Raw genomic sequence first — 21,632 nt, 5'->3', positions numbered from 1 at the left:
CGCGGCCTCTCATCAAACCTGATGAATGCCAATGGCACGAGCGTGCCGCTGTGTAGTTCGAAAGGAAGCCCTATGACAAGCCAAACGTGAGGGCGGCCACGTCAGGTTTTGGTAAGCCAGGCTCCCTATCAGCGCCGCTGGGCCTAACAAGCCTAAACTAGATGCGGAAATGTATGTCCGACGGGAGCACCAATCGCCATGTATAATCGGATCAATGGCTCGTCCTACTTCCAATCCTCTGACTATGCCGAAACTGATGAGCAAATGGACGCGGACATCTTTGCGGATGCGTTCGCAGATATGCGCTTAGCCGAATCTGGTTCCAGTAGCAGTTCATCTGCGGCAACAAGACCGTATTCGCTCGTTTCAACCCCTCCCATAAAAGAGTTCGAGGATCGTCAGTCATTCCGAAAAGCCGCGGAGGCCTATCATGGTGACGAAATCATGAAAATCGCCAACAACCCCCAAGAGTACTCCGACTTCGTGTCCGGCAAGGCAAGGCGAACTGCCGAAGTTGCCAAAGACTACGGGCGAACCCGAGATTCCGAGAAGGCGCGATACTTCAGCTACCAATTGGGCAACAAGAGTGTCGGACTTCTAAGAACGGAAGGCGGCGACAGCATGACCGAGTTCGACGTCGAAAGGTGGAAGAAGCTATTTCCTGGACGCACCGGGACTACCTCTACTGTGGATCTTCAAGTCGTTCATCCGCTTGTCGAGAACGCTGGCGACATCCTGCTCGAGCACCAGCTTCGACTAGACGGAAAACAGCCGCTGCTCAATTTGCGTCCGGCTAATTCGGAAGCAAGAGCCCGTGCGGCAAAGATGGGATTCGTCGAGGTTGACGCCGACAACATGGTTCTTGACCCAGCGAAGTCAGATAAGTGGGTAAGGAATAGCGACGGCGAATGGCAGCGCAAAGGTACTGCTGCGCGGTATCTTTCCAAAGCTGACGACAGTGAAGGTAGTGATACCGAGATCTCAGCGAGCCCCTCAACATACGACTATGAGGATGATTTTATGTGACAATGGGATCACCGGTGATTTGGCCCGATGGAGTAGACCAATCTAGCGTGCTCCGGGCTCCTCTGTGTTTATCGCCTTTTCGGCTGAGAGTTCCTCTGAGTTGGCTCAGAATACTGTCCGCAGAGTGCTTCTTGGCTTAGCGGTTGCTGATTTGTTTGAGCCTTGGAAGTAGGGGCTCACTGCGGAAGGCAATTGCGACAATGCTCGCTGCGGAGAGGACCTGGATGGGGTGCCGCCAAAGTGCGCCCGGCCGCCGAGGGCCGGGCGTGTTGTGCCGAGTCGTTGGACGGCTTGGAGCCAGAAGTTGTCTACAGATGACGCCTACGAAGTAGTAAGGGTGTGGGCGCCTGCCGCGAGTCGGTGGGCAAGGAAATGCACAGCGAAGCGGCGCCCGATGGGCAAGATGGCTGGCACGCGTCAACGGACATAACGACGCCGAGAGCACGGTCATCGTGCAGAGCACTTTCACCAGAAAAGCCTCAACAGAAGACACGCGGCGGTTGTCCTGGGCGAAGCTCCGTTATCATCGTCACTGCCGTCGGCTGCGAACAGCCAATCTCTTGCTTTGTCGATCGCTCTCGGCCAGCTCCGCTCTGCAATAGAACATATAGAAACGATCCAGACGAGTTAAGAAGGGCTCAGGGTCGTCGATTGCTTTGGGTGAGCATTACGTTGAACGTCGATCTGCAGAATGAGTCGAGCTGGCGTACCCTTCCAGCACTCGCAGCGATAAGGTTGTTCTGCACCAATGTAGCCGCCCGGCGATGGTCGCTAAAGTGTCGACAAGCGACAATTGGCCTCTCGCTCGCTTGATTTTAGAGCAAGTAGCATCTTTGACTCGAAGAGGTTGATCGGCGGCGAGATCGACGCGTGGAGCGTTTAGATCGGACACCAACCCAAGCCGCAGATGGATTGCATCAGATGTCGCGCCGGCCGTCATACGCGTTCAGTGCGGTGTCGAGGCATTCGATTAACGCTTGTCCTGCAAAGGGTTTGGCGAGGAAGCCAATCGCGCCGGCGCCCAGCGCTGACGTGCGCACGCGGTCGTTGGGGAAAGCAGTAATGAAAATGAATGGTGCGTCGTAGCCACGTGTCCGCATCTCTGCCAATAGATCCAGGCCGCTCATAGCCGACATCTGCACATCGGTAATGACACAGGATGTCTCGTCCAATCGCGGGGACCTCAGGAGTTCCTCGGCCGACGCAAATATTTGGGCGATGTAGCCACGCGACTTCAAAAGATTCTCTGTCGCCGCACGGACTGAGGCGTCGTCGTCAACGACGGAAATCAAAGGCGTGGACAAGACGATCCCTCCTGACGCGTGAATAGCGGCTGCAAGCATTAGCCACCTTCGGCGAAAAGTGGGCTCGACTGATGAAATTGTAAAATCATACTTGGGTTTGTTCAGGACGATTAGCGCGAATTCCCAGCGTCTCAGTCATTCTGATCAAGTCGGCCAGCGACCGTGCACGCATCTTTTTCATTACGTGTCCTCGGTAGATCTTGACCGTAATCTCGGCGAGCCCAAGCTCGGCGGCTACCTGCTTGTTCATCAGGCCGGCAGCGACCAGTTTCATCACCGCCTGCTCGCGCGGGCTTAAGGTCTCAAATAGAGACTGCAGGTTCGCGACCGTCTGCTGAGCCTCCCGTCTTTTGCGATCGCGTTCGGTCGCCGCAACCACGGCATCAAGCAGTTCTTGATCGCGAAACGGTTTGCTGAGAAAATCGACCGCTCCTTCCTTCATGGCCCTGACGGTCATGGGAATGTCGCCATGGCCGGTAATGAAAATGATCGGAATATGTATGTTCAATCTCGCTAGCTCGGTCTGGTAGTCAAGGCCGCTCAAGCCTGGCAGCCGGACATCAAGAACTAGACAGCTAATAACGTCCGGAATTGTGCTCTGCAGCATTTCGCGGGCCGATCCGAATGCAATGACGTCTAACCCTACCGACTGAAAAAGGTTCGTAAGTGAGCGACGCATGGAGATGTCATCCTCGACGACGAAGACGATCGCCCTTGTCGAGGCCTTGGCGTTGCTGCCTTCACCTGGCGTGTCAAATCGTCCTGTCACGAGACGGCCTCCTTATGCACCGGCAGGGCGAACTGGAAGGTCGCGCCCGGTCCATCTTTGTGGACCATCGACAGCCGTCCGCCATGAGCTTCCACGATCGACCGGCAGATCGAAAGACCCATTCCAAGACCACTCGATTTGGTGGTGAAGAAGGGATCCAAGACGCGGTCCGCGTCGTTCTCGGCGATGCCCACGCCGTAATCGGTCACGGCAATCTGGACGTGCCCCAGATCGTCCTTTGATGATTGAATCAGCAGTTCGCGCGTTCGGTCTGTAACTGCGTCCATAGCTTCGATTCCGTTCATCACCAGATTGATGATCACCTGTTGTAGCTGAATCCGGTCGCCGAGGATCGTAGGCAGCGCTGCGGCCAACTCCGTTCGTAACGTCACTCGGTGGCTCACCAGCTCTCGTGTTACCAGCGCAATGACGTCCTTAACGACCTCATTGATATCGAGCGGAACCATCTCAATCTCGCCTTTCTTCGCGAGTGCGCGAACACGACGGATCACCTCGCTTGCCCGGATTGCGTCTTCGATGATCCATTCCACCGAAGAGCGCGCGGCGGAAAGATTAGGAGCTTCGCGACCCATCCAACCGAGGCAGGCATCGGCGTTGCTGATAATAGCGGCGAGTGGCTGGTTGATTTCATGGGCGATGGAGGTCGTCAGCTCTCCTAACGTCGTTACACGCGTCACATGCGCAAGCTCCGCCTGTGCCTTTCGTAGTTCTTGTTCGGCTTGATCGGCGCGAATGGTAGCGGTGATGTCAGTGCTAACGCCACGGTAGCCGAGAAAATTGCCCTTTCCATCGAAAAAAGGCTTGCCACTCGTGCGGACGTAGATCGGAGATCCTGTCCGATTCACGGTACGGTAGACGAGATCTCGAAACGGAAGATGGGCTTCCAACGTCGCCCGATGCTGCCGCCACTTCTCGGGTTCCTCTTCGACGTCGCACGCAATGTCCCAGCGAAGCAGGCCCATCAATCCTGTCGCCAAAATTCCCGCAGCGCTGGTGTGCTCGGACAAGTGAGTGACCTGATGATCCGGCCCGGTCTCCCAGAGCCAGTCGGAAGCTGTTTCGGCGTAGTCGCGAAAGCGCTGTTCGCTTTCGCGCAGCGCGGCAAGTGTGTTTTCCAGGCGTTCCCTAGCTGCGTGTTGCTCGGTGACATCCATATGTGTTCCGATCAGCTCGCTGACGTTACCATCGCTGCCGACCACCACGTGCGCAACGGAGTGTATGCGTCTTATCCCGCCATCTGGTAGAAGGATACGGAAATCATATTCGAACCGCTCCTCCTCGTGTTCAATCGCCTGGCGCTGCACCTCCTGTAGCCGCGGCAAGTCGTCCGGATGGATGCGCGATCGAATGGTCTCGATCGTTACCGGCTCTTGTGGGCTCAAGCCAAACAGACGATCGACCTCGGCGGAGCGATACACGAAATCTAGACCGTAGACGTCCCAGGACCAACTGCCCGTGTGACTGAGATGCTGGGCTTCGGCCAGGTAGGCCTCGCTGCGGCGCAGCTGCTGTTCTGCTCGCCTCGCCGCCGTAATATCCGTAGCTGCCCCAACAAACTCGATGTCACCAGAGGCTGTCCTCGTCGCTCGTGCCTGCGCATGAATGTGCTTTACCGAGCCATCCGGCAGCAGAAGCCGGTATTCGTGCTCGAAATCGCTCGGGTCTCGCATCGCGCGATCGATAATTTCTCTAACCGAAGCCCTATCATCTGGATGAGTGCGCTCAACGACGAGCTGCGGCCCCGGTGGCACTGTCTGAGGATCCAATTGGAAGATCCGAAATGTTTCCTTTGACCAGAAGGCCTCGCCCGTAGCAGGGTTCCAGCTGAAGCTGCCTGTGTGACTCAACTCCTGCGCCTGGGCCAAATGTGCTTCGCTCCGCTGCAGGGCAAGTTCAGTCCGCCTTCGCTCCGTTATATCTTCGCAGGCGACAAGGATAATGGGCCGCTCATCCGCCCAGAGCATGGCTTTGGCGATTTCACGTACCCACAATACCGAGCCGTCCTTCCTGACCTTCTGGACGTCCCACGTGCGCGTTTGTCCGACATCCTCCAGGCACGTCCGAACGCATTCGCGAACGAAGGCGCGATCCTCCTCGAGAAATACCTCCAGCACGGATTGACCAATCAGTTCAGCACGAGCATAGCCGAGTTGTGTCGCGCCGAATGTATTGACGTCGAGGACAGTGCCGGCTTCATCGACCATGAAGTACATGGCCGGATTGTGCTCGAAGATGGCGCGCCACCGCTTTTCCCGATCCTCCAAATCGGCCGCACTCCGCTGAAGCTTGGCCGCAGCCACACGCGCAGCCTCGCTTTCCTGGCGCAGCTTTCCGATCAGGTGCGCTCCCACAATCGAGGCAATAAAGAATGCAACAACCACGGGCAGATCTTGGGGGTCATCGATTCGCAGGCTGAACGCCGGCGGCGCAAAATAATAAGCGAGAGCAGCAACGGCTACGATGCAAAGCGCGGACGACGCGATGAAGCTGCCCATCAACGAAAACAGTAACACCACTAACAAATAGGCGAACGCCGTGGGGGCGAAATGCGCGTGAAGGTACAAGCAAGACAGTGTTACCACCGCCAGCGTTATGGAGCCGAAGGTAAACTGAGGGGCTGAGCGCTTTAAACTGCTGATCTGGCTACGCATTTTGATACTGTCCGGCCTGTTCTCCGGCGGGAGAGCTATAACATTTTAGGCAAAAATGGGGCAATACTCGGCACCAGCACCTGCTGTGAGCGGTTCCGAGATCGATTGCTTGCTGAACTGAGCACGCGCGAAGAAAAAACGCATCACAGACATACGTATAGTCGTCCTAAACCTTTCAATATGGCCAACATGGCGCGCTGACACGCCTAGAATCGAAGCTGAGATGTCTACTTTCCTCCGCTGCCGATAACCTCCGGGCAGGCGCTTGAGGCTGCAGCCGAGGACAACTCCCTTACGCCAGCCGGACGAGGACAGCGGCTGCAGTTCGGCCAAGACGTTGAGCCGAAACAATCAGGCGCGCCTCGCCGAACCGGAAAGAACAGGGACAAGCTGCCGGCCGATTCATCTCGCCGTTGCGATCGGCATGCGGAAGAAAGCGCAACCGTCTCGTGCCGAGATACGAAGGCGAAGTTACGCGACTGCCTTGCATGCCCGAGGGCCACACGCCTAGTTGAGAGGACTTGTCTCCGGTCAGCCGTTGAGCGCGCGCGAACGACGCCGAACCGAACACTAGCCGTGTGCGAGCCGGCATGGCTCCGTCGAGGTGCAATCTAATCCATGCTGATCACACCCATCACGATCTAATGCGGCAGCACGGACCGTAACAAGGGATGACGAGTTGCGTCAGCAAGATCGCTACCACGTCGTTGGTTGAGCGAGGCCAGTGCAGTGACCGCGCGCATTGGCAATTGTAGGCGGAGCAACACCTAGGTCCGTCAGGCTGGACAAGTTCTGTCGCAGTCCTGTTATCTGGCACGGCAAAATGTCGCAGAAGCGTTCAGATGGCCGGGAGCTTGACGCGAAAGACGCGCTTGATAATGACCGTTAAAAAGCTCCGGCTCTTTTGCCCGGCTGGCATCTTTTCAGGGCGGCTGCCGGGGGGGGGCGAAGCGGGACAAGATCTGCGCACTGGAGATCGCCCTTGAAAGTTCCGGCTCGTGTCAAGTCGGCTGTGTCTTCGAACTACGAGAAATGTGGCTGCGCTTGCATTTGACGCGTCTTCGAATGGCTGTGGTTAAGATCCGGGACCTATCTCATCGTGCGTCGATAGTGGTGGAAACGTTGGGCTGGTTGAGCCGGGCCTGCAGCGTCGCGTGCTCCAGCTCGTCCTCCCACCAAGATATGAACACGGCGGCGATGCCATTGCCGGTGATGTTAGTAAGGGCGCGCACCTCGCTCATGAACTTATCGATCGAAAACACGATTGCCATGCCCGGCACCAGCGCTGGGTTGACCACCGACAACGTCGCAGCGAGCGTGATGAAGCCCGCGCCGGTGACGCCGCTTGCTCCCTTCGACGTCAGCATTGCAACGAGCAGGATGGTGAGCTGCTGGCCAAAGGTGAGCTCGACCCCGAGTGCCTGGGCAATGAACAATGTCGCAAGTGTCATATAGATATTGGTGCCGTCGAGGTTGAAGGAGTAGCCAGTTGGCACCACCAGGCCGACCACGGGCTTGGAGCAGCCCAGCCGCTCGAGCTTCTCCATTAATTGCGGCAGCGCGCTTTCAGAGGACGAAGTGCCGAGCACGATCAGAATCTCGTCCTTGATATAGACAATGAACTTGAAGATTGAAAAGCCGACGAGGCGCGCGATCAAACCGAGCACCACCACAACAAACAGCGCCGCAGTCGCGTAAAACAGAGCGATCAGACCGATCAAATTGCCGAGTGCTGCCGGCCCGAACTTGCCAACGGTGAAGGCCATGGCGCCGAAGGCGCCGATCGGAGCCGCTTTCATGATGATAGCGATTACGCCGAACACCGCGTGCGCGACGTCGTCGATCATGCCGCGCAGACGCTCCCCGCGCTTTCCGAGCGCCATCAACGAAAAGCCGAATAGAATCGCGAACAAGAGAACCTGCAGAACATCGCCGCGAGCGAAGGCGCCGACCACGGTGTCGGGAATGATGTTGAGAAAGAAATCGACGGTCTTCGAGGCTTCCGCCTGCTTCACGTAATTGGCGACCGCCGCAGCATCCGGCTTGAGCGCAAGGCCATGGCCGATTTGGACCAGATTGCCCATAACAAGGCCCAACAACAAGGCAAAGCTGGAGACGATCTCGAAATAGACCAGCGCCTTGACGCCGACGCGCCCGACTTTCTTCGCATCCTGAATATGCGCAATACCGGATGTAACGGTGCAGAAAATAATCGGCGCGATCACCATCTTGATTAGCTTGATGAATCCGTCACCAAGCGCCTTGACCCAGTCGTTGGTCGCGACGGACGGCCATAGGCAGCCGACCATGGCGCCAATCAAAATCGCAATCAGCACCTGCACGTAGAGAATCTTATACCAAGTTTGCGACGCGCGCGCGGGCGCCGCAGTTGACATGGTGGTCATGACGCTTCCTTCCCGAATATACTCGAATGTGAGCCGCCGCGACTTTGAGAGGCGACAGCGTCATACGAGACTCATTTTAGCCGTGTGCGATTGAAGACGGTTCCGAGAGTCGGCGCGTCGTTCCAAAGGCAGGCGAGTTGCGTTTATCCTTTCTCTTAAGCAAGATCTGCACCAGATGCCCAAAGTGCGCCGACTAAGCAGTGGCGGACAAACCGTCTGTCTCCGGCGGCATGGGTTTGAGTGCTCGGACCGCGTTCGCAAGGTCGAACAAAAAGTTCTAGCGTGACTCGTAACTTCATCGGCTGGGCGCATTAGCGGAGTCACGTCTCGGCCCCGAAGCTCTAGCGGGATCGATATACGCCGACTGCTGAGATGGATGCAACAGTACGTGACATCGGTAAAATTCATAGTTTGGATCGTAGGCATCCACGCGATGGAAGCCTGGCTTAGGAACTCGATTGCGCGGAAGAATCTTTGATCAATGCACTGCGCTGTCGCTAACGGCAAGGCTCGTTCACGGGCATTGTCTCCAGGCCTGTGCTAGCGCTGCGCATTAGGCAGGTTGGTCGGCAGGCGGCCTTCGCTCTCGGCTCCTCGTGCCTTTTGCCGCGTCGCAGAAGCAGCTTACAGCTAGATCGTTCCCGTTACTTACGGCAGTCTTGCTGAGATCCGTTCCATTGCCAGCGCGGCGAGTGCGGCGGTTGAGCCATCGACGAATCAAACAAGCATGTCTGGGGGCGTCAAAATCTGCCCTTCGTTGCGCGGCGTGTCGCTGTCTGCTCGGCAACAAAGATGCCAGAAATCTGACAGAGCGTTAGGTTCACGCCAGGGTGACGTCGCCGTCTATGCGAATTTCGCACGTTGAGCATTGAACGCGCCACAGTTCGCACGCGGCACAGCAATTGCTGATGACGAACGAGGAGCTTCCGCCGTCAGATGGATGGAAGTGACCCAGTCACAGGAGTTGCCGATCAGACTTGCGATGCTGCTGTTGCTCGCAGAAACGACGCGCGATGTGGCGGCCGCCACGAAGTGCCGCGCGACTAAAGGGCGATCCGCGCCACATCCCTGGACGAGCCGGACGTGCAGGCGCTCACTCCGCCGACACGGCGACCTGCTCGCACTTTTGGGCTGACCCACATGGATGTCTTTTCGGCAGAGATTTCGCAGTCAGTTGCGCTCACGATTGAGCTCGCCAGCGTGACGACCGTGATCCTCCTCCTGATTGGTGTCCCCCTCGCTTGGTGGCTGGCGCGCTCAAAGACTCTTTTGAGCGAGGCGGTGGCGACGATGATCGCCCTGCCGCTAGTGCTACCGCCTACGGCTCTCGGTTTTTGCGTACTCGTGTTGCTCGGCCCCAACGGACCGGGTGGCGTCCTCGCCTCTTTGTGGGGCGAGCGCACGCTCGCTTTTACCTTCGCAGGAATCGTGGTCGGATCGGTCCTCTCGGCGCTGCCGTTGGTGGTGCAGCCGATCCGTAACGCCTTTGTTGCGATAGGCGATTGCCCGTTGAAAACTACAGGGCGCGTTTCGTCGTTGTATGCCTTCATTACCATCAGCGGGCCGCTGGCGCGATTGGAGTTTGTTAAAGCTGCCGTGATTGGGTTTTCTCATACGATCGGCACATTCGGCGTCGTGATGATGATCGGCGGCAACATTCCTGGGCGCACCAAGGTCTTGTCAGCCCACGTCGTAGACTACGTCCAAGCGTCTCGCTGGCGCGAAGCGAGTGTGGTTGCCGGCGGCATGGTGATGTTCGCCTTTGCGGCTATCTTCACCTTAGCCCTCATCGACAGACACTGTGTCAAGAGAGGCATTGAACCGTCCTAGGCTTGCCCGCCGGACACATCCGATCACGACCGAGCAGCAGTATTGCAAGCCGGATCTGCAACCACCGCGCACAGAACGCTTTTACTGGCGGTCTCGCGAGCGAAGAACTCGTCTAGCGAGTTCACCTGGACCGGCGCCTACGGGACACAATTGTTCTGCGACCCAAAGGAGCATCTCGTCGTGGACGGCAGCGCCCGGCCGGATCGCGCTAGTGCTTCAATAACGAGATCGCCTCCGCTATCGAGAAGAAGCTCTTGTAAGCGGGTTTGGTATCGCGATGCGCCAAGACGATCGCGCATTGCTATCGATCGGCTCGCGCGATGAACGCTCCTGTAATAGCTCTGAACATCCAGGCTCTCGCCTAAAATATGCAGCGATGCGGTGCGGCGAGCCGCTTTGAATGAAGGCAGATCGGGTCGATCAGACCTAAAAAGCGAACGCTGCGTGCGCCTCGGGGCTCACATTGCGGCTTCTCTTCGTCGCTCGACAGCCGCTTTGGTACGGGCTGCTTGCGCAGTTGCGACTATGAGCGGCTTTAAGCGCCCCAGGGGCAGTGCGGTCCCCGTCAACTGCACCAATTCTATTCAACAATCGGCATGAGGCGTGAGTGTCGCATCTGCAAGAGCGAGCAGGACGTAGTCACCGTGCAGTGATGAACCATCGTGTCGCTCTGTTGAACTGATCACATCGATGTCCAAAACCGGACACCATTAGCATGACAGATCAATGGCGCAGCTCGTGGCTCGCTGGCTGGTTTCGACTGTCATCAAATCCAGAAGCGGTGGCGTGCCATCTGTCAAGTGTTTCGCTTCTGTGGCTTGTTTCTTGCTGAACGTCAGTAATTCGTTTCGGTCGACGACAACTCACATGGAAGGCTTAATGGGTGGTGCAACAGAAACGTTCTACAGCGTGATCAGACGTCAGGGTATCACGCGTCGTAGTTTCCACAAATTCTGCAGTTTGACTGCCGCGAGCTTGGGACTCGGTCCGCTCGCCGCAGGCAGAATTGCCAACGCCCTAGAGACCAAACCGCGTGTGCCCGTCATCTGGCTGCACGGGCTCGAGTGTACCTGCTGCTCGGAAAGCTTTATCCGCTCGGCCCATCCATTGATCAAGGACGCGCTGCTGTCGATGATTTCGCTCGACTATGACGATACGATCATGGCGGCGGCAGGACACCAGGCCGAAGCCATCCTGGAGGAAACTCGTGCCAAGTACAAAGGCAGGTATGTGCTCGCCGTCGAAGGCAATCCGCCGCTGAACGAGGGTGGCATGTTCTGCATTGACGGCGGCAAGCCGTTCGTTGAAAAGCTCAGGTACATGGCGGAAGAGTCCATGGCGGTCATCGCTTGGGGCACGTGTGCGTCCTGGGGATGCGTGCAAGCGGCCAAGCCCAATCCGACTGGCGCGGCGCCGATCGATAAGGTGATCACCAACAAGCCGATCATCAAGGTGCCCGGGTGCCCTCCTATCGCAGAGGTTATGAGTGGCCTCCTGACTTTCATGACCACGTTCGGAAAGCTTCCGGAGCTCGATCGCCAAGGCCGTCCCAGTATGTTCTATTCCGAGCGGATTCACGACAAGTGCTATCGGCGTTCCCATTTCGACGCTGGCCAATTCGTCGAAGAGTGGGACGATGAGTACGCACGCAAGGGCTATTGCCTGTACAAGATGGGCTGCAAGGGGCCAACCACCTACAATGCCTGTTCGGCCATTCGGTGGAACGGCGGCATTTCATTTCCGATTCAATCCGGCCACGGCTGCTTCGGCTGCTCCGAAGACGGCTTCTGGGATAAGGGATCATTTTACGACCGCCTCACAACCATCAAGCAGTTCGGCATCGAGGCGAACGCCGACCAGATCGGCATGGCCGCTGCCGGCGTAGTTGGGCTAACCGTCGCTGCCCACGCGGCGCTCACCGCCGCGAAGCGGTTGACCCACAAGCGGGATCGCGCAGCCCACAAAAGCAAATCGACTTGAGGAGGGGGCGACGGTGGCCGTCCAGACACCGAATGGGTTCAATCTCGATCGTTCCGGCAGGCGAATCGTCATCGATCCGCTGACGCGGATCGAAGGCCACCTGCGTGTCGAAGCCAATCTCGATTCAGACAATGTGATCCGCAATGCGGTCTCAAGCGGCACGATGTGGCGTGGCATTGAAGTTATCCTGCGCGGGCGCGATCCGCGCGACGCCTGGGCGTTCACCGAGCGGATTTGCGGGGTATGCACCGGAACCCATGCGCTCACCTCCGTGCGCGCGGTTGAAAATGCACTAGGAATTGCGATTCCGGAGAATGCCAATTCGATCCGCAACATCATGCAGCTGTGCCTGCTCGTGCATGATCACCTCGTACATTTCTATCACCTGCACGCGCTGGATTGGGTCGACGTGGTCTCCGCGCTCAAGGCCGATCCCAAGTCGACCTCCGCGCTCGCGCAGTCTGTCTCGCCCTGGCCGCTATCGTCCCCTGGCTATTTTAAGGATTTGCAGATCCGGCTCACCAAATTCTTCGGATCAGGCCAACTCGGTCCGTTCAAGAATGGCTATTGGGGGCATCCGGCCTACAAGCTGTCACCGGAAGCGAACTTGATGGCTGTAGCGCATTATCTAGAAGCGCTCGACTTTCAGAAGGAGATCGTCAAGATCCAGGCGATCTATGGTGGCAAGAACCCGCATCCGAACTGGTTGGTCGGCGGCGTGCCCTGCGCGATCAACGTCGACGGAACTGGTGCGGTGGGTGCGATCAATATGGAGCGATTGAACATCGTGTCCTCGATCGTCGACCGTTCGATCGAGTTTGTCGAGCAGGTCTACCTGCCCGACATTGCCGCGATCTGCTCGTTCTATAAGGACTGGCTCCATGGCGGCGGACTTTCGAGCAAAAGCGTGATGTCCTATGGCGACATCCCCGAAAACGCAAATGACTGTTCCGCCAAAAGCTTCAAGCTGCCGCGAGGGGTCATTCTTGGTGGCAATCTCAAGGAGATACTGCCGATCGACCATGGTGATCCCGAGCAGATCCAGGAATTCGTCCCGCATTCATGGTATAAATACCCCAGCGATTGCTCTGGACTGCATCCCTGGGACGGTCTCACCGAGCCGAGTTTTGAACTTGGGCCAAAACTCAAAGGCAGCAAGACAGATATTAAGGAACTCGACGAGGGCGGCAAGTATTCCTGGATCAAAGCGCCGCGCTGGCGCGGCCACGCCGTGGAGGTCGGGCCGTTAGCGCGATACATCATCGGTTATGCGCAAGACAAAGCCGAGTTCAAGGAGCCCGCCGAGAGACTGCTCAAGGGGCTCAATCTTCCCCTGAGTGCGCTGTTCTCGACGCTTGGCCGTACTGCGACGCGAGCGCTCGAATGCCAGTGGGCGGCGCATCAGATGCGTTATTTCCAGAATAAGCTGGTAATCCACATCAAGGCAGGCAATACGGCAACTGCCGATGTCAGCAGGTGGAAGCCGGAAACTTGGCGCAAGGAGGCCAAGGGCTACGGGTTCACTGAGGCGCCGCGCGGTGCGCTTGGGCACTGGATCAAGATCAGGGACGCCAAGATCGACAATTATCAATGTGTTGTGCCGACGACGTGGAATGGATCTCCTCGCGATCCCAAGGGCAATATTGGCGCCTTTGAAGCCTCCCTGATCGGTACCCCGATGGCCGATCCGCAGCGGCCCCTGGAGATCTTGCGCACGATCCATTCCTTTGATCCATGCTTGGCTTGCTCGACCCATGTGATGAGTCCTGATGGCCAGGAAATGGCTTCAGTCAATGTTCGTTAGGGGCATGCCGGACACGGCTCGGAAGCTCCTTGCCGCCGTCGATGCGGCACCGACTGAAGGCAGGATCGGCGGTGGCATCGCCTCCGCGCCGGTGCGACTGTGGCATTGGGTCAATGCCGCGACCATTCTGATGCTGAGCTTAACCGGCTATCTCATTGGAACCGGGACACCGGCGATGTCGGGAGAGGCAACCGGCAATTTCCTGTTCGGCTACATCCGCTTTGCTCATTTCTCGGCGGGATATGTGCTCAGTACCGGCTTTCTTCTGCGAATCTACTGGGCTTTAATGGGAAATGCGCATGCCATGCAGATCTTTTGGGTGCCGCTCTGGCGCAGGTGCTTTTGGCGCGAGGTCTACCACGAGATTCGCTCGTATGCGTTCCTTACAGTTGAGCCCGAGAGGCGCGTCGGGCGCAACCGTCTTGCTCAGCTCGCAATGTTCTTTATGTTTACGCAGACGATCACGTTCATGGTTGTCACAGGATTTGCACTTTATGGGCAAGGTGCAGGCACTGACAGCTGGCAGTACAAGCTGTTCAGCTGGGTATTTTCAATTTGGCCGAACAGTCAGGACGTCCATACCTGGCATCATCTCGGCCTGTGGGTGATCGTGACCTTTGCGCTGGTCCACATCTACGCGGTGATCCGTGAAGACTCATGTCGCGCCGGAGCATCTAGTCCATCGGGTGAGCGCGGGTCTCGCGATTGACTGGGAGGCGGATGCTCAATCCGGAAACCAAGAAGAGGATTCTGGTGCTCGGCATCGGCAATATCTTGTGGGCCGATGAGGGATTTGGGGTGCGGGTGGTCGAGGAGTTTCATCGCCGCTATGCCATCGATGACAACGTCACCGTTCTCGATGGCGGCACACAGGGGCTCTACCTCATTAGTTTTCTTGAGCAGGCCGATTGCCTGATCGTGTTCGATGCTATCGACTATGGATTACTGCCCGGGCAGTTGAAGCTTGTGCGAGATGACGAAGTGCCAAAATTTACCGCCGCCAAGAAGGTGAGCCTGCATCAGACCGGCTTTCAGGAGGTCTTGAGTGCGGCCGACCTGCTTGGCCGCCGCCCGCGAGAGCTCGCTCTCATCGGCTGTCAGCCGCTGGACCTGGAGCATTGGGGCGGTCCGCTGACTGCCCCGGTACGCTTTCAGATTGCGCCTGCGATTGAACTGGCTTGCAAACTCCTGGCGCAGTGGGACTCGCCGGCAAAACCGCGGACCGCGCCGCTGCCTGCATCAGAACGACTATTGGCGAACAATATCGACCATGCAAATTATGAGATGAGGACGCAGCCGATCTAGCGGCCCGCGAGTGACCATGTGCCTTGGATTGCCAATGACGATTCTCGAGACCGACGGCATCACGGCGCTGTGCGAGTATGGCGATAAACAGCGGCGCGTCTCGGTCATGCTGCTCTCGGACGCCGTGGTCGGCGCAAAGGTGCTCGTTCATATCGACAGCGCGGTGCGGCTTTTGGATGAAAATGAAGCAACGCTGATCTCGCAAGCACTGGACGGGCTTGAGGCCAGCCTCAACGGCCAGGACTGCGATCCCTTCTTTGCGGACTTAATCGGTCATGAGCCGCAATTGCCGGAGCACCTACGCTAGCGATTCCGCTTGCGGATATTGCGCCGATTGCTTGCTCACACATTGGCTTCCAGTCGCTCGTAACCTTTGCATGGAAAATGTCAGGCGCTTCGAGCCTCTGGTTCGAGGGGGAGACGCGGCCAGACGATGATTGGCATGCACCTTGCTAATAGCCTGTTAGCAGAACCGAAGATTTTCAGAAGGCGTGTGATGAAGTTGCAGCCGGCGCAGCGTGGTCTTTCGCGGCCCGCTCCATCCGAGGTGGGGGGCGTCAGCGGAGGTGCGTGCCTAGTCGCACACGCTCCCGTGAGGGCGGACGTGATGCCGCAGTCACCGGCCGATCTCCTATATTTGCTCCGAATCATCAAGCCCGCGTACTTCCGTCCTGAAATGGTCAACTCGTTTCGGCGGCGCATGCAAGGCGCAGTGCCTGCGGGCGGCGTTGGTGGCGAACTGGTCGGCCGGCTCGGCCTGCGCGGCCCGTCGAGCCCGAGCCTGCGCCGTCGGCGCAATACACTCCGCGTGATCGGCAAGAGACCGGTCCGTTTGGTCAGGATCAGCCGTATCTCGGTACCGATCGTTCGGCCACACGCCGGCAGCACTTGTGTCGGCAAGGGCATTGCTCCTCGAGACAGCCAACGGAGCATCGCATGATGAAAACAGCGCTCCGCGTTGCATCGGACGGCGCCGAGCGGGTGGCGAGCAAGCTTGCCATGGGCTCTGGGAGCCTCGATGTATTCCATGGCGGGTCGAGGAGTGCGCTCGCCAGCGGTTGGCGCGATGGCGACGGGCTTGCAAGGAACTATCCAAATGCCACCGCGCTCTTATCGAATGCCGCTGCTGCCGTTGCCAGCCAGAGAAGGGGCGCTCGGACGCAACAGTACGGACTCGCGAATCTCAGCGATCCCGAGCGCAAGCTGATTGGCGAAGTGCTCGGAGAAGGTGAGATTGCTGGCGTGGTTGCGCTGCCAGATGGCACTTTGGCGCAAATCCGGGAGTCCGTGCTTGCGGGAATCTGGCGCGTGCGCATCGGGACCGATCCGGCGCACGAATATGTCGAGGTCGGAGCGATTCCGCAAATTGTCCGGCGCGCCGCAAGTGACCTGACGTCCGCCGATATTGTGATCCGCGCGGCGCCGGACGGCGCGATGAACGTGCAACCCTTGCTCGCGGAAATACGCGAGCGGTCGCGCGTCTGGCGGTTTGGCATGCGCGCTCACGTCATCAATCTCACGTTGCTGCCGATGAGCGTTATCGATCTGGCATTCCTGCAGCTCAGCCTGGGCAATGGCCCGGTCCAGCTCATCTTCCGCGGTTACGGAACGTGCCGAGTGCAGGCGACCGGGATCAGGAATGTCTGGTCGGTGCAGTTCTTCAATTCTACGGACAACATCATCCTTGATACGCTGGAGGTCGGCGGCGTGCCGATTGTTGCGTTGGCTGCCGACGAGGATTTCCAGGACTCTGCCGAACGCATGCAGGAAATTATTAAGGCGTACGTCACATGAAGAGCTTGGAGAACGTTCGGCGTCCGGGGGGATCCCGTAGACGGCGCGTGCGCAGCGACCGCCGGCATACCTTGCGCAGGATGTTTGCGGAGCGGTGCGCATGAGCCTTGCTGCCCACAACAAGATCGATGTCACCGTATCGCTTGCTGCCGACGTAGTCGCCGCGGTCGAGATCCTGCCGCGAGTCCGGCCGCCGCTGGGGCAGCTGTTCGCTGGCAAACAAGCTTCGTCGCTGCTTAAGGTGCTGCCGCGGCTCTTCGCATTGTGTGCCGCTGCGCAGCAAACCGCACTGCTGTCCGCGATCGAGACGGCGCGCGACGAAGTGATCACACGCACAACAAAACAGCATCGTATTGCGCTTATCGTTACCGAGCGCATCGCGGACTTGCTAAGGGGCCTCTTTGTCGGACATCTTGCGCAAGACGTCATCAGTGCGGCGGCAGTCCGCTCCGTGATGCGGGAAATCTCAGCGCTTGTCGGCACCACCCAGCCACCCTGGGGCTCCACTCAATGCGAAGCAACGGTGCGGATTGTGGCTGCGCTGGCCGCGCTCGGCATACCGAATGAGGGTGGCGCGCTGACATCCGGTAGCCCATTGGCGCTTCGCATTGCAGCGCTTGATGAGATCGACCTGAAGTCAATTCCGGCGGAGCACTCGTTCCTGTCCGTTGCTGACGACCGCAACATCATTAAACGGCTGCTCGTGGATGACGCTACATTTTGCCATTGTCCCGATCTTGACGGACATGCGCCCGAGACGGGTCCATGGGCGCGCCAAATGGCGCGTGATCAACTCTCGCCGAGCCCCTCCGGAGCGGCCGAGCGGCTGAGGGCCAGAATTGCTGAAATCCTCCGGCTATGCGCCTGGCTCAAGGCCGGTGCTCAGATTGAGTCGGCGGAGCATGGGATTATCGAAAGATATAGGCTAGGGCCCGGCCGTGCAGCGGCCGCGGTCGAATGCGCCAGGGGGCGTCTCTACCAAGCGGTTGAGCTTGATCCTCAGGGCCGGATATCCCGCTTCGAATTCCTTGCGCCGACGGAGTGGAATTTCCACCGCCGCGGACCGCTTGTCCGCAGCCTGCAGGGCGCGGTGCTGACGGCTAGACGGCGTCGGGATGCAGTCCATGCAGTGATTGCATCGCTCGATCCGTGCGTCGGATTCACCCTCAATTTTCGCGAAATTGGCGATGCATGAAATGGCGATTTGTCTTGGCATCATTCAAATCATCGAGGAGGAGGCACGTCACCGATCGTTTTCGCGCGTACGGAGCGTCTGTCTAGAGATGGGAGCGCTGGGCCATGCTGCGCCTGAAGCGATCAGGTTCTGCTTTGCTGTCGTTGCAACGCGGACCGTTGCCGAGGGCGCGGTCCTTAATATCGTCGAACGGCCAGGCATTGTCTGGTGCATGAGCTGTTCGAAAAGCGTTGAAATTGCACGGCGCGGTGAGTGCTGTCCTCGCTGCGGCAGCTATCAGTTGCAGGTAACCGCGGGCGAGCAGATGCGCGTGAAAGAGCTGGAGATCGATTGATGTGTACCGTTTGCGGCTGCACCGACGGGACGCCGTCGACCGAACGCGCCAAGGCGCATGACGCGGAGAGCCACGCGCGTTACTATGTTGATATGCAGGACGATTTCGATCGCGGTTACCATCCGCATGGCGACCAAGGCCTGCAACGTTCATACCATGTTCGCGACAGTCATAGTCACGATCATCGCTTTGCCCATCACCAGGCTCATGGCGGGCAGGCGCTGCTGAGCGGCGGCGCCGGGCCGGCTGGCTTGAAGGCTGCGGGCATGAGCAGAGAGCGGGTCATTCAGATCGAGCGCGACATTCTTGGCAAGAATAATCGGATTGCGGCGGACAACCGCGCGCTCTTCGTAGCTGATGACCTGCTTGTATTTAATCTTCTGTCTAGTCCTGGTGCAGGTAAAACGACCCTGCTTGTCCGCGCCGTGTCCGAGCTCAAGCGCAGCCGTCCGGTCGGGGTCATCGAAGGCGACCAGCAGACCTCGAACGATGCCGAACGCATTCGGGCCGCCGGCGTGCCGTCCGTTCAAGTCAACACCGGCAAGGGTTGCCATCTCGATGCTGCAATGATTGGCGAGGCTCATCGGCGCTTGCCGCTGCTGATTGGCGGTATTCTCTTCATCGAGAACGTCGGTAATCTGATCTGTCCCGCAGCCTTCGATCTTGGTGAGGCCTGCAAGATCGTAGTCTTGTCGATTACCGAAGGTGAAGACAAGCCGCTCAAATATCCTGATATGTTTGCCGCTTCTTCGCTCATGGTGATCAACAAGATTGATCTAGCCCCGCTGCTCGATTTCGATTTGGGTAAGACGATCGAATACGCCAGACGCGTCAATCCGAAGATTGACGTGCTTGTAGTTTCGGCTCGTACCGGCGAGGGTTTTGGCGCGCTCTACGCCTGGATCGATAGACAGGCGAGGCATCAGAGGCCCATCGTAGAGGACACAAGGCGATGAACGCCGCAACCTCCTGCGACCGAACACGGCTACGCGTGCGCGTGAGTGGGGCCGTACAAGGGGTCGGCTTTCGTCCTTACGTCTATGGACTCGCTATGCGGTACGGATTGGCGGGATTTGTCATCAATGGCCCCGACGGTGTTACGATCGAGGTCGAGGGGCATCGGGCCTCGGAGTTTATCGCCACGTTGCCGCTCGAGGCGCCGCCATTGGCACGCATCGACCACATCTGCGTTCGGGAGACTGCGGCGCTCGCGGCGAAAGACTTTTCGATCGGCACGAGCGAAGGCGGCAAATTGTCAACGCAGATCGTCGCTGATGCTGCGGTCTGCCAGCAATGTCTCAGTGAGCTGTTCGATCCAGAAAATCGGCATTACCTTTACCCCTTCATCAGTTGCTGCCATTGCGGCCCACGCTACACCATCGCCGAACGGCTTCCCTACGATCGCCGCAACACCGTCATGAGGGTTTTTAGGCTGTGCGCCGCCTGCGCGGCCGAATATGGCGATCCGGAGAGCCGCAGGTTTCATGCGGAGGCGATCGCGTGTCCGACATGCGGTCCTCGGCTCAGCCATGAGATCAGCGCCATTGTCGCGGCAATCGCGGGTGGACAAATCGTGGCGATAAAGGGGCTGGGCGGATACCAGCTGCTTTGCGATGCGCGTAACCAGGACGCGGTGCAGCGTTTGCGCAGGAGAAAGCAGCGCCTTCAGAAGCCGTTCGCGGTTATGGTCGATTCGATAGAGCGCGTCAGCGAGATCGCGGAGGCGAACGTGCCCGAGCTTGCGCTGCTCGAATCCGTAGCACGTCCCATCGTCCTTCTGCCTTCGCGAAACAACCTGGCGCCCGACATAGCTCCTGGCTTGTCACGTGTGGGTGTCATGCTGCCTATAGTGCCGCTGCATCACCTCATCTTTCATGCGCTTCGCTCGGCAGGTGCATGGGCGGGGGCCGGCGCGGTCATCGTGGCTACCAGTGCCAATCTTGGCGGCGAACCGCTCCTGATCGACAACGCGCAGGCGCTGCGGCGGCTCGATGAGATCGCCGACCTTGTCGTGACCCATGACCGCGATATCCTGACGCGTGCTGATGACTCCGTGGTGTCAGTGGTGGCTGGCCGGCCACAATTCATTCGTCGTGCCCGTGGCTATGTTCCCGAACCCATCAGGCTTCCGAAGTCTGTGCCCCCCGTGCTCGCCGTCGGCGGCGCGCTGAAATCGACCATCACCATCACGCGGGACAACCAAGCGTTCGTCTCTCAGCATATTGGCGATCTGGATACGGCCGAAGGCGTTCGTGCGTTCGAGGAGACGATCCGACACCTCACATCGAGCCTTGACGTGGAGCCTGTCGTCGTCGCCCATGATCTGCATCCCGATATGGTTTCTACCCGGTTTGCGGAAGCAAATGGCCGCGAGCTGGTGGCTGTCCAACATCACCACGCACACGCTGCCGCAGTGATCGCCGAGCATGGCCATGCGGGACCTGCGCTTGCCCTGGTGCTCGATGGCCATGGCTTTGGTTCCGACGGCGGCAACTGGGGTGGCGAACTATTGTTGTGCGAAGGCCCGAGGTGCCGACGCATCGGGCACTTAGCGCCGCTGCAAATGCCTGGTGGAGATCGTGCAGCTCGCGAGCCCTGGCGCATGGCGAGCGCAGTACTACACGGGCTCGGCCGGGGTAATGAAATCGGGCCGCGCTTTGCGGCGCAACGGCGGGCTGGATGTGTGTCGGCCTTGCTCGATCAGCCGGGCGGGCCCACCACGACCAGTGCGGGCCGGTTGTTCGACGCGGCAGCGGCGCTGCTGGGGATTGCGAGTTTGCAGAGCTATGAGGGCGAAGCGGCGATGAAGCTCGAGGCGCTGGTGGGGCGGACTGCGATTCTCGAAGCCGGCTGGACGATCGACGGCGGCGTGCTGTCGCTTCGTCCGCTGTTTGCGCAGCTGATTGCACATGACATTGACGCCGTGGGCGGAGCCGGGCTTTTTCATGGCACCTTCGCTGCCGCCTGCGTTGACTGGGTCACACGCTCTGCGCGGACAACCGGCGTTAATACTGTCGTTCTGAGCGGCGGCTGCTTCCTGAACGCGGTGCTGGCGGATGAGATCCCGCGCGGTTGCAGCGCTGCCGGCCTTACCCCGCTCGTGCCACGGCGGGTGCCGCCCAATGATGGCGGTTTGAGCCTTGGCCAGGCCTGGATTGCCGCTCTGCAGATTGCTCAACGGTCGTCCGCCAGGGAAGGAACAGCCTGATATGTG

At 58.7% G+C, this 21,632-nt stretch carries 16 protein-coding genes; 12 read left to right on the top strand and 4 right to left on the bottom strand.

Translation table 11 applies throughout. The features are described 5' to 3' along the window. The first annotated feature begins 198 nt into the window (after nt 1-198). Nucleotides 199-1,026, top strand: coding sequence for an Effector protein NopP (locus I6F36_RS33840; RefSeq protein ID WP_225144477.1), 828 nt, complete (start codon nt 199-201; stop codon nt 1,024-1,026). A gap of 917 nt (nt 1,027-1,943) precedes the next feature. Here the strand turns inward: I6F36_RS33840 and I6F36_RS33835 are convergent. The 4 genes from I6F36_RS33835 to dctA form a co-directional block, all read right to left on the bottom strand. Continuing rightward, nucleotides 1,944-2,330 (bottom strand): response regulator transcription factor, encoded by a 387-nt coding sequence (locus I6F36_RS33835; protein WP_225144478.1) that lies wholly within the window; start codon nt 2,328-2,330, stop codon nt 1,944-1,946. 85 nt (nt 2,331-2,415) lie between these two features. Then, the gene (locus I6F36_RS33830) at nt 2,416-3,099 is read right to left on the bottom strand and encodes a response regulator transcription factor (protein ID WP_225144479.1); all 684 of its coding nucleotides are present in this window, start codon (nt 3,097-3,099) and stop codon (nt 2,416-2,418) included. Next, entirely contained in the window at nt 3,096-5,771 is a 2,676-nt protein-coding gene (locus I6F36_RS33825; protein ID WP_225172936.1) for a PAS domain S-box protein, read from the bottom strand. Before I6F36_RS33825 ends, I6F36_RS33830 begins: the two co-directional genes overlap by 4 nt. Nucleotides 5,772-6,865: 1,094 nt before the next feature. Further along, nucleotides 6,866-8,176, bottom strand: a complete 1,311-nt coding sequence (gene dctA, locus I6F36_RS33820; RefSeq protein ID WP_225129623.1) for a C4-dicarboxylate transporter DctA — start codon at nt 8,174-8,176, stop codon at nt 6,866-6,868. 1,140 nt (nt 8,177-9,316) lie between these two features. Here dctA and I6F36_RS33815 point away from each other — a divergent pair. The 11 genes from I6F36_RS33815 to hypF all read left to right on the top strand — a co-directional run bounded on the left by I6F36_RS33815 (nt 9,317) and on the right by hypF (nt 21,626). Then, nucleotides 9,317-10,006, top strand: coding sequence for a molybdenum ABC transporter permease (locus tag I6F36_RS33815; RefSeq protein WP_225144481.1), 690 nt, complete (start codon nt 9,317-9,319; stop codon nt 10,004-10,006). 879 nt (nt 10,007-10,885) lie between these two features. Further along, entirely contained in the window at nt 10,886-11,986 is a 1,101-nt protein-coding gene (locus I6F36_RS33810; protein WP_225129656.1) for a hydrogenase small subunit, read from the top strand. Between the two features lie 13 nt (nt 11,987-11,999). Then, complete coding sequence (locus I6F36_RS33805; RefSeq protein ID WP_225144482.1) at nt 12,000-13,790, top strand: nickel-dependent hydrogenase large subunit; 1,791 nt, start codon at nt 12,000-12,002, stop codon at nt 13,788-13,790. Between the two features lie 4 nt (nt 13,791-13,794). Further along, nucleotides 13,795-14,499, top strand: coding sequence for a Ni/Fe-hydrogenase, b-type cytochrome subunit (cybH, locus tag I6F36_RS33800; RefSeq protein ID WP_225144483.1), 705 nt, complete (start codon nt 13,795-13,797; stop codon nt 14,497-14,499). An 11-nt stretch (nt 14,500-14,510) separates the two neighbouring features. Then, nucleotides 14,511-15,095: a HyaD/HybD family hydrogenase maturation endopeptidase gene (locus I6F36_RS33795; RefSeq protein ID WP_225129620.1), complete on the top strand. Its 585-nt coding sequence runs from the start codon at nt 14,511-14,513 to the stop codon at nt 15,093-15,095. Between the two features lie 16 nt (nt 15,096-15,111). Next, nucleotides 15,112-15,402: a HypC/HybG/HupF family hydrogenase formation chaperone gene (locus I6F36_RS33790; protein ID WP_225129618.1), complete on the top strand. Its 291-nt coding sequence runs from the start codon at nt 15,112-15,114 to the stop codon at nt 15,400-15,402. Between the two features lie 632 nt (nt 15,403-16,034). Beyond that, complete coding sequence (locus I6F36_RS33785; RefSeq protein ID WP_225144560.1) at nt 16,035-16,889, top strand: hydrogenase expression/formation protein; 855 nt, start codon at nt 16,035-16,037, stop codon at nt 16,887-16,889. Between the two features lie 100 nt (nt 16,890-16,989). Further along, nucleotides 16,990-18,084, top strand: coding sequence for a hypothetical protein (locus tag I6F36_RS33780; protein WP_225129614.1), 1,095 nt, complete (start codon nt 16,990-16,992; stop codon nt 18,082-18,084). Next, nucleotides 18,077-18,418: a hydrogenase maturation nickel metallochaperone HypA gene (hypA, locus tag I6F36_RS33775; RefSeq protein WP_225129612.1), complete on the top strand. Its 342-nt coding sequence runs from the start codon at nt 18,077-18,079 to the stop codon at nt 18,416-18,418. Before I6F36_RS33780 ends, hypA begins: the two co-directional genes overlap by 8 nt. Further along, the gene (gene hypB / locus I6F36_RS33770; RefSeq protein WP_225144484.1) at nt 18,418-19,374 is read left to right on the top strand and encodes a hydrogenase nickel incorporation protein HypB; all 957 of its coding nucleotides are present in this window, start codon (nt 18,418-18,420) and stop codon (nt 19,372-19,374) included. The genes hypA and hypB overlap by 1 nt, the downstream gene beginning before the upstream one ends. Then, nucleotides 19,371-21,626, top strand: coding sequence for a carbamoyltransferase HypF (gene hypF / locus I6F36_RS33765; protein WP_225129607.1), 2,256 nt, complete (start codon nt 19,371-19,373; stop codon nt 21,624-21,626). Before hypB ends, hypF begins: the two co-directional genes overlap by 4 nt. Nucleotides 21,627-21,632 lie beyond the last annotated feature (6 nt).

Origin of the sequence: Bradyrhizobium sp. BRP19 (assembly GCF_020194195.1) — a bacterium.
Classification (GTDB): Bacteria; Pseudomonadota; Alphaproteobacteria; order Rhizobiales; family Xanthobacteraceae; genus Bradyrhizobium; species Bradyrhizobium yuanmingense.
Note: the sequence above shows the minus strand (reverse complement) of the source record. Positions and strands in the feature narration are given on the sequence as shown.

Coding starts and splice junctions, on each gene's coding strand:
- I6F36_RS33840 (WP_225144477.1), top strand. CDS start 199: ATGTATAATCGGATCAATGGCTCGTCCTACTTCCAATCCTCTGACTAT.
- I6F36_RS33825 (WP_225172936.1), bottom strand. CDS start 5,771: ATGCGTAGCCAGATCAGCAGTTTAAAGCGCTCAGCCCCTCAGTTTACC.
- dctA (WP_225129623.1), bottom strand. CDS start 8,176: ATGACCACCATGTCAACTGCGGCGCCCGCGCGCGCGTCGCAAACTTGG.
- I6F36_RS33815 (WP_225144481.1), top strand. CDS start 9,317: ATGGATGTCTTTTCGGCAGAGATTTCGCAGTCAGTTGCGCTCACGATT.
- I6F36_RS33810 (WP_225129656.1), top strand. CDS start 10,886: ATGGGTGGTGCAACAGAAACGTTCTACAGCGTGATCAGACGTCAGGGT.
- cybH (WP_225144483.1), top strand. CDS start 13,795: ATGCCGGACACGGCTCGGAAGCTCCTTGCCGCCGTCGATGCGGCACCG.
- I6F36_RS33795 (WP_225129620.1), top strand. CDS start 14,511: ATGCTCAATCCGGAAACCAAGAAGAGGATTCTGGTGCTCGGCATCGGC.
- I6F36_RS33790 (WP_225129618.1), top strand. CDS start 15,112: ATGTGCCTTGGATTGCCAATGACGATTCTCGAGACCGACGGCATCACG.
- I6F36_RS33785 (WP_225144560.1), top strand. CDS start 16,035: ATGAAAACAGCGCTCCGCGTTGCATCGGACGGCGCCGAGCGGGTGGCG.
- I6F36_RS33780 (WP_225129614.1), top strand. CDS start 16,990: ATGAGCCTTGCTGCCCACAACAAGATCGATGTCACCGTATCGCTTGCT.
- hypA (WP_225129612.1), top strand. CDS start 18,077: ATGCATGAAATGGCGATTTGTCTTGGCATCATTCAAATCATCGAGGAG.
- hypB (WP_225144484.1), top strand. CDS start 18,418: ATGTGTACCGTTTGCGGCTGCACCGACGGGACGCCGTCGACCGAACGC.
- hypF (WP_225129607.1), top strand. CDS start 19,371: ATGAACGCCGCAACCTCCTGCGACCGAACACGGCTACGCGTGCGCGTG.